This window comes from Verrucomicrobiia bacterium (assembly GCA_026414565.1).
Classification (GTDB): Bacteria; Verrucomicrobiota; Verrucomicrobiia; order Limisphaerales; family Fontisphaeraceae; genus Fontisphaera.
On the sequence record JAOAIT010000068.1, the window covers coordinates 20,428 to 28,422 of the forward strand.

Here is a 7,995-nt window from a genome sequence, read left to right on the forward strand (position 1 = left end):
CGTGCCGGCTTCGGCGTCTCGCCGAAGCCATCCTCCCTCCCCTCCCCAAAACCTCCCCCTCCTCCCCCTCCCCCCCGCCCATCCCCACTTTGCACTTTGCACTTTGCATTTTGCATTTTGCATTTTGCATTTCCCACTTTGCATTTCCCCTTTCCCTCTCCTCTCCTCCCGATTCCCAACTTGCCCTCTCAGCCTTTGTGTGGTATCGCTAAACTCAGTCATGAACACGAAGATCAACCGGCGACATTTCATTTCCCACTCCGTGGTCGTCTCCGCCGCTGTCGGCGCAGGCACCCTGGCCGCCGCGGACGCCCCGCCAGCCGCCCCGTCCCCGGTGCGTGCCGGTTCACGCGGCACCCTGCCCACCGGCCGCATCGGCAAGCTCACCGTCAGCCGCTTGATCTCCGGCGGCAACCTCATCAGCGGCTGGGCCCACTCCCGCGACTTGAACTACGTGCCCGCCCTGATGCGCGCCTACAACACCGAAGAAAAAGTCCTCGACACCCTCCAGCTCATGGAGGAGCACGGCATCAACACCATCATCGCCGACCCCCGCAAAAAACCGATGGACGTCTTCGCCCGCTATTGGAAGGAGCGCGGCGGCAAAATGCAATGGATCGCCGAGGGCCATCCCGGCACCGACGACTGGAAGACCGACATCCTCAAGTCCATTGATTTCGGCGCCGCGGCCGTCTATGTCCAGGGCGTCATCGGCGACCGCTGGTACAAGGAGCAGCGCCTCGAGCTCCTCGCCAAATGCGTGGACCTCGTCAAATCCCAAAAAGTGCCCGCCGGCATCGGCGCCCACAAACTCGAGGTCATCATCGAGGCCGAACGCCAGAAAATGGGCGCCGAGTTTTACATGAAGACCCTCCATCACACCCAGTACTGGTCCGCCCGCCGCCCCGACCAGCAGGACGATGTGATTGACAACCGCGCCGACAACTACTGGGACTTGTCCCCGGAAAAAACCATCGCCTTCATGCAGGAGGTGGACAAACCCTGGATCGCCTTCAAAGTGCTCGCCGCCGGCGCCATCCGCCCCGAGTCCGGCTTCCGCTACGCCTTCGCCAACGGCGCCGACTTCATCTGCGTCGGCATGTTTGACTTCCAGGTCGAGCAGAACGTCCAGCTCGTCAAACAAATCCTCCCCCAGGTGCAAAACCGCGAGCGCGCCTGGATGGCTTAAACCGCGCCCCGCACCGCCACCCAACGCCGCGCTTGATGGCTCTTCAGGATGGCCTCGCACACCGCCACCTCCTGATGCCCATCCTCCGGCGTCGCAAATAATGGCGCCTCCTTGCCCCCCGCCGCAATCGCCGTGTACACCGCCCGGAAGAGCATCTTGAAGGTGTCAGGAAAACCCTCCACGTGCCCGGCCGGATAATCCACAAACGGCGCGGCGTCCGGCCCAAACGCGGGCGTCCCCCGCATCGCCACCGCATTGGCTTCGTCCCGCCGGCCCAGCCACAGCGTTTCCGGCTCTTCCGAGCACCACCACGCCGATTGCCGGCTGCCGTAAATCTCCAGCCGGATGCAGTTCTTGCGCCCGGCCGCCACTTGTGACACGGCCAGATTGCCCCGCGCCCCATTGCCAAATTCCAGCAGCACACTGGCAAAATCCTCCGTCTTCACCGCATACGACGCATAGCGGGTGGTTTGCTTCTCGCGCGCAAACGTCTGCACCTCCCCCAGCGGCCGCTGCCGCGTCTTGTGCCACGTCGCCAGATCCGCCATCACCCGCGTTATCCGCGCGCCCAGAATGAACGACACGGTGTCCATCCAGTGCGTGCCAATGTCGGCCACCGCCCGCAACGCCCCGCCCTCCTCCGGCAGCAGCCGCCAGTTGTAATCCGTGGCTTTGAACAGCCAGTCCTGCAGGTACGAGCCGTTCACGTGGATGATCTCCCCCAAATCCCCGCGCTCCACCATCCGCCGCAACTGCAACACCGCCGGATAAAAGCGCACGTTGTAATTCACCGCCAACACCGTGCCCGCCCGCCGCGCCGCCTTCACCAGCCGCGCCGTCTCCCGCGTGTTCATCGCCAGCGGCTTCTCGCACACGCAATGTTTCCCGGCCGCCAGCGCCGCCAGCGCCATCTCGCAATGCAAACGATTCGGCGCCGTGATGTGCACCACATCCACCTCCGGCGACGCCAGCAGCTCCCGATAATCCCCATACGCCCCCCGAATCCCCAACCGATCGGCGGCGGCCCGCACCCGCTCCGGCAAATCGCATAGCGCCGTCACCTGCACCCCCAGCCGCCGCAACGCCTCCACGTGCACCGGCCCAATAAATCCCGTGCCAATTACTCCCGCCCGCAAATGATGGAAAGTTGCCATGCCCCCATTGTGCGGCCCAACCCACAAATTGCCAGCGTTTTTGCCGGCTCCAATCCCGGCCCCTCCATTCTCCTGATCAAGGCGCCTTTTCGGCCATCCCTCCCCAGGCGGGCTTTTCTCCTGCCCCCATCCATGTTACCTTGGGCCGGTGAAGCAACTTCTTCCGCAGTTCACGGCGTGGCTCCGCGCTGGCGCGGCCTTCTGCCTCGCTCTGCCTTTGCCCGCCGTGGAACTCACCCTCTCCGTCGCGGAACCGGCAGGTGTCGCGCGCCACCAGGAAATCGTCACTTCCGGCGTCCCCTTCCCCCAGGGGCGCCTCACCAACGTGGCCGCCTTGCGCTTGCACGATGCCCAGGGACGCCCCCTCCCCCTGCAGGCCCAGGCGCTGGCCACCTGGCGCGATGGCTCCGTCAAATGGGCGCTCCTGGATTTTCCCCTCACCCTCCCGGCCGGCGAACGCGCCCTCTTGACCCTCGCCGCCACCCCCAACGCCCCCGCCCCGCCTCCGCCGCCCAACCCCGTGCGCCTCACCGACACCCCCGCCGGCGTCGAGGTGGACAACGGCCTCCTGCAATTCACCGTGTCACGCCAGGAATTCCATTTGCTCCGCAACCTCCGTCTGCAGGGCCGCCCGCTCCCCGCCTTCGCCCTGGGCACCTTCGTGAACGAAGGCGGCGCCGAGCTCCCGCCCGACGCCGTCGAAGTCGAGGAACGCGGCCCGCTCCGCGCCGTGATTCGCGTCGCGGGCAAACTCCGCCCCCTGGCCCACAGCAACGCCCCCGTCACCCTCCATTACGTCTGGCGCCTGACCCTCTGGGCCGGCGCCGTGCGCCTCCAGGCCCAGCACACCCTCCTCCACCTGGACCCCCAAAACCAGCTCCTGCCCGTGCGCACTTACGGCGTGCAATGGAACGTCCCCCCGGCCCCACCCGCGCAGCCCCTCGCCTGGCTGGGCAGCGACCAGCCCGCGCCCCATGAAAGCCGCGCCCTGCGCCACGAGCTGCGCCAGTGGGCCGAGTCCCACTACGAGTTTGTCGGCGGCGCCCAGCCCGCGCGGGGCATGCGCGCCCCCGGTTGGGTGCTCTCCTCCAACGCCCTCTTCCGCGTCCTCACCGCCGTCCGCGACTTCGCCCCCCAATTCCCCAAAACCCTCCAGGCCGACGGCCTCCAATACCGCTGCGAGCTCTACGCCGCCGGCGCCCCCGAGCCGTTTGACTGGGACCAGGGCCTGGCCAAAACCCACGACCTGCTCCTGGATTTTGCGCCCCCCGCCGGGGCATCCGCCCTCACCCGCGCTTGGGAGCAGCCCCTCTTCGCCATCGCGCCCCCCGAATGGTACTGCGCCAGCGGCGTGTTCGGCGACCTGGCCCCCTTCGATTTCGATGTGTTTCCCGACTACGAAACCCTCACCCAGGCCAGCGGCGACAAATGCATCCGCAGCATGACCACCGGCCTCCGCCACTGGGGCGATTTCTACTACGGCGGACCGTACAAGGGCAAAAATTCCTACGTCAACCTCGAGTACGACATGCCCCACAATTTCCTCGTCCAATTCGCCCGCACCGGCCAGCGCAAATACCTCGACGCCGCCCGCCGCATGGCCCGCCATCAGGCCGACATTGACACCAACCACTTCACCGGCTGGCAATGGAAACACTCCCCCCGCCACACCGAAACCCAGGCCGAATTCGGCCACACCTTCACCCGCGGCCTCCTCGAGCACTACTTCTTCACCGGCGACCGCCGCAGCCGCGAAGCCGCCCTCACCCTCGGACGCTTCTTCGCCCGCGACATCCGCAACCCCCGCTCGCTCGGCAACGAGCGCCAAATCGGCTGGGCCTTGATCTCCCTCCTCCCCGTCTATGAAGCCACCTGGGACCCCCTCTTCTTTGAAGCCGCCCGCGACACCGTCCACCGCCTCCTGGACGGCCTCGACCCCCGCGGCAAATTCAACATCCGCTGGGACAACCGCATCGCCTTCTTCAACGGCATCGCCGCCACCGGCTTCATTTACTACTACCGCGCCACCGGCGACGAGCGCGTGGCCGACGCCGCCCTGCGCGTCATCCACCGCACCCTGGGCATGTATCCCGAATACCTCGGCCGCACCCTCGAGGCCCTCGCCTGGGCCTACCAGCGCACCGGCGACCCGCGCTACCTGGACGCCCTCAAGCTCTCCTACGAAACCACCCTCGCCCGCGCCGTCGCCTGGAACACCCTCGACCTCGGCGCCGGCACCATCTTCACCGTCCACGCCCTCCCCTTCATGGAACGCACCGGCCTCGTCCAGCGGCCCCCGCGCAGCTTCAAGTTGTCCGCCAGCCAGTTCGCCACCGAAAACGGCCTGCACGCCCGCCATGTGCCGGCCGGCTCCGGCGAGCTGTATTTCAAGCTCTCCCACTCCGCCCCGCTCGAACTCATGCTCATCCGCAAAGGCGCTTGGAAGGCGCCGGCCGAGGCCCGCTTGTACGACCCCGCCGGCCGCCTGCTGGCCCACACCGCCTTCCCCGCCACCAACGCCGTCTGGCAGCGCGAATTCCTCCGCGTCCCGCAACCCGCCCCCGGCACGTGGCGGCTGGCGCTCGACGCCCCGCAAATGCCCAACGTGCGCGCCGGCTCCTTCATCACCTGGGACGTCATCTCCGCCCAACCCCTCCCCGCAGTCCTCCTCACCCCGCAATTCGCCGGCCTGGAATTCCTCCATCCGCGCCTCTACACCGTCCCCGCCGCCGGCGCCACCAACATCGTCATCACCCTCGCCGCCGAGGGCGAAGGCTTCAAGAAGGCCGTGCTCTCCGACCCGGCCGGCCGGCCGGCCGGTGTCCTCGAAGCCTTTGTGGACCTCGGCGACGCCGGCCGCTACGTCTATACCCTCCAGGCCCCCATCCCCCCCGCTCACACCCGCGGCCTCTGGAGCCTCCAGTTGCAGGATGTCAGCGTCGTAAATGTGCAGGGCCTGGCCCCCTACTTCGCCACACAACCGGCAGCCTTCTTCAACCCCGAACGAGGGGATTAACACCTCCTTCAAAGCCCTCCCCCGCCTTGGTCACTTGACGCCACCGGCCCTTCCCGGTTAGCCTGCCCGCGTGACCCAACGCTTGTCCCATCTTGTTGCGTCCTGCCCCTCGGGCTCCACGAATGCCATGAAAACCACCGCTTCTCCTCTCACCGCCCCCGTCCCCCGCCGCCGCTTCCTGGCCTCCACCGCCGCCGCCGGCGCGGCCCTCACCCTGCTCAAACCCGCCACCGTCTTCGGCGCGGAAGCCAATTCCCGCCTCGAAGTCGGCCTCATCGGCTGCGGCGGACGCGGCGCCTGGATTGCCGATCTCTTCGCCGCCGACGGCCATTATCAATGGGTGGCCTGCGCCGACTACTTTGGCGACCGCGTCGAAGTGGTGGGCCAGAAACACCAAATCCCGGCCGCCCGCCGCTTCACCGGCCTCAACGCCTACCGCCGCCTCCTCGAAGGCCAACTGGACGCCGTCGTCATTGAAACCCCCCCCTATTTCCATCCCGAACAGGCCGCCGCCGCCGTGGACGCCGGCAAACACGTCTTCATCGCCAAACCCATCGCCATTGACGCCCCCGGCTGCCTCTCCATCGCCGAATCCGGCCGGCGCGCCACCGCCAAAAAACTCGTCTTCCTCGTGGATTTCCAAATCCGCGCCAACGAGCACTTCCGCGAGGCCGTCCGCCGCGTCCACGAAGGCCAGATCGGCCAGCTCATCCTCGGCGACGCCCACTACCCCTGGCGCGGCGGCGGCCGCGGCACCCCTCCCGACACCGCCGAAGGCCGCCTGCGCAACTGGTATTACGTCCTCGAACTGGGCGGCGACTTCATCGTCGAACAAAGCATCCACTCCCTCGACTTCGCCACCTGGATCATCAACGCCGACCCCGTCCGCGCCGTGGGCGGCGGCGGCCGCAAAGTCCGACCCCCCGCCAGCATCTACGACCACTTCGCCCTCACCTTCTGGTTCCCCAACCAGATCCCCCTCGCCTTCACCTGCATCCAATCCATCCCCGAAGTGAAGGATGAAATCACCGCCCGCTGGTTCGGCTCCGACGGCGTCATCTGGGGCGACTACTTCTCCGAAGTCTATGTCCGCGGCAAGGACTTCATGCGCGCCCGCGTGGACAACCTCTACACCACCGGCGCCCAGGTCAACATCCGCGAATTCTGGGAGGCCATCGCCCGCGGACGCTACGACAACCCCACCGTCGCCCCCTCCGTCCGCTCCAACCTCACCGCCGTCCTCGGCCGCGAAGCCGCCTATCGCCAGACCGAACTGACCCTCGCCGCCCTCATCAAGGAAGGCAAAAAACTCGAACCCGACCTCCGCGGCGTCAAAGCCTGACCTCCACATAATCCCGCGCCCGCCCAGCCTTCATCACCCGGCGCGGCCCCCGCCACCAGCCGACAACCCCCATCCTTTTTACACATCAATCACCGGCCCGCCGCGGTCATCGCCCCCGCCGCGATTCTCCGGACGCCGCCTCCCGCTGAAACGCACCCGCGTGCTGCCCGTCCTCGTCAGACTGTTGAGCAGCAGGCTCAGCACCGCAATCACCAGCGCCCCCTTGAACGCCGCCCAAAAGCCGGCCACCTGAAATCCCTTGACCAGCTCGCCCACCAGCCACAGCAGCCCGGCATTGATCACCAGCGTGAACAATCCCAGAGTCAGCAGCAGCAACGGCAGCGACAGCAACATCAAAATCGGCCGCACAAACGCGTTCAACAAACCCAGCAGCAGCGTCGCCACCACCAAATCCACCCACCCCTCATACTGAATCCCGTCCACCACATGCGCCGCCACCAGCACCCCCACCATGGTGATGATCCACGCCTGCACAAAGGCCTTCAGCTTGTCCGGCACCGTGGATGACCCTTCCATGCGTTAGCCGGGGGTTTGGGTGGATGCGGCCGTCCCCGCGCCCGCCTCCAGTTTCTCCAGCCGCTCCAGCTTCTGCTCCAGCTCGCGCACCCGCCGCATCAGCTCCGGCAACTGGGTGATCGCAATGAGCTGCCGTTTGGTCTGCCGATCCGGCTGCGCCGGGCTCCCCAGCCACTTCTGCCCGTCGGGAATGTCATGCATCACACCCGACTGCGCCGCCACCGTGACCTGGTTGCCAATCTTCAAATGCCCCGCTATCCCCACCTGCCCCGCCAGCACCACGTAGTTGCCCAGCGACGTGCTCCCCGCGATCCCCACCTGCGCCACAATGATGCAATGCTCGCCGATCGTCACGTTGTGCGCAATCTGCACCAAATTATCAATCTTCGTCCCCCGCCCAATCACCGTCGGCCCCAGCGCCCCCCGGTCAATCGTCACATTCGCCCCAATTTCCACATCGTCATGGATGATCACCGTCCCAATCTGCGGCACCTTCACATGCCGCCCCTCATCCAGCACATACCCAAACCCGTCCGACCCTATCACCGTCCCCGCATGCACCCGCACCCGCTGGCCCAGCCGCACCCCCGGATAAAGGGTCACCTGCGGAAACAACCGGCACTCGCCCCCCACCACCGCCCCCTCGCCCACATGCACATGGCTCTCCAAAATGCTCCCCGGCCCAATCACCGCCCCCGCCCCCACCACACAATAAGGCCCCACCGCCGCCGTCGGATCCACTTGCGCCCCCGCCCCC

General features: G+C 66.8%; 6 protein-coding genes. 3 read left to right on the forward strand and 3 right to left on the reverse strand.

All coding sequences use genetic code 11. From position 1 onward, the window contains the following. The first annotated feature begins 220 nt into the window (after positions 1-220). Positions 221-1,189 carry a hypothetical protein gene (locus N3J91_16275; GenBank protein ID MCX8157969.1) on the forward strand — a complete coding sequence of 323 codons (969 nt, stop codon included), beginning with the start codon at positions 221-223 and terminating at the stop codon, positions 1,187-1,189. Here the strand turns inward: N3J91_16275 and N3J91_16280 are convergent. Further along, on the reverse strand, positions 1,186-2,343 hold the full coding sequence (locus tag N3J91_16280) for a Gfo/Idh/MocA family oxidoreductase (protein MCX8157970.1): 1,158 nt from the start codon (positions 2,341-2,343) through the stop codon (positions 1,186-1,188). The genes N3J91_16275 and N3J91_16280 overlap by 4 nt on opposite strands. Before the next feature lie 148 nt (positions 2,344-2,491). On the opposite strand from N3J91_16280, the gene N3J91_16285 reads away from it, so the two are divergent. Together N3J91_16285 and N3J91_16290 are read left to right on the forward strand one after the other, a co-directional pair. Further along, on the forward strand, positions 2,492-5,359 hold the full coding sequence (locus N3J91_16285) for a glycoside hydrolase family 127 protein (protein ID MCX8157971.1): 2,868 nt from the start codon (positions 2,492-2,494) through the stop codon (positions 5,357-5,359). Positions 5,360-5,486: 127 nt separating this feature from the next. Then, positions 5,487-6,701, forward strand: coding sequence for a Gfo/Idh/MocA family oxidoreductase (locus N3J91_16290; GenBank protein ID MCX8157972.1), 1,215 nt, complete (start codon positions 5,487-5,489; stop codon positions 6,699-6,701). Positions 6,702-6,779: 78 nt separating this feature from the next. Here N3J91_16290 and N3J91_16295 read toward each other — a convergent pair whose 3' ends face one another. Next, on the reverse strand, positions 6,780-7,238 hold the full coding sequence (locus tag N3J91_16295; GenBank protein ID MCX8157973.1) for a phage holin family protein: 459 nt from the start codon (positions 7,236-7,238) through the stop codon (positions 6,780-6,782). Positions 7,239-7,241: 3 nt separating this feature from the next. Beyond that, a partial coding sequence (gene lpxD / locus N3J91_16300; GenBank protein ID MCX8157974.1) for a UDP-3-O-(3-hydroxymyristoyl)glucosamine N-acyltransferase occupies positions 7,242-7,995 on the reverse strand: 754 nt, incomplete at its 5' end.

Coding starts and splice junctions, on each gene's coding strand:
- N3J91_16275 (MCX8157969.1), top strand. CDS start 221: ATGAACACGAAGATCAACCGGCGACATTTCATTTCCCACTCCGTGGTC.
- N3J91_16280 (MCX8157970.1), bottom strand. CDS start 2,343: ATGGCAACTTTCCATCATTTGCGGGCGGGAGTAATTGGCACGGGATTT.
- N3J91_16290 (MCX8157972.1), top strand. CDS start 5,487: ATGAAAACCACCGCTTCTCCTCTCACCGCCCCCGTCCCCCGCCGCCGC.
- N3J91_16295 (MCX8157973.1), bottom strand. CDS start 7,238: ATGGAAGGGTCATCCACGGTGCCGGACAAGCTGAAGGCCTTTGTGCAG.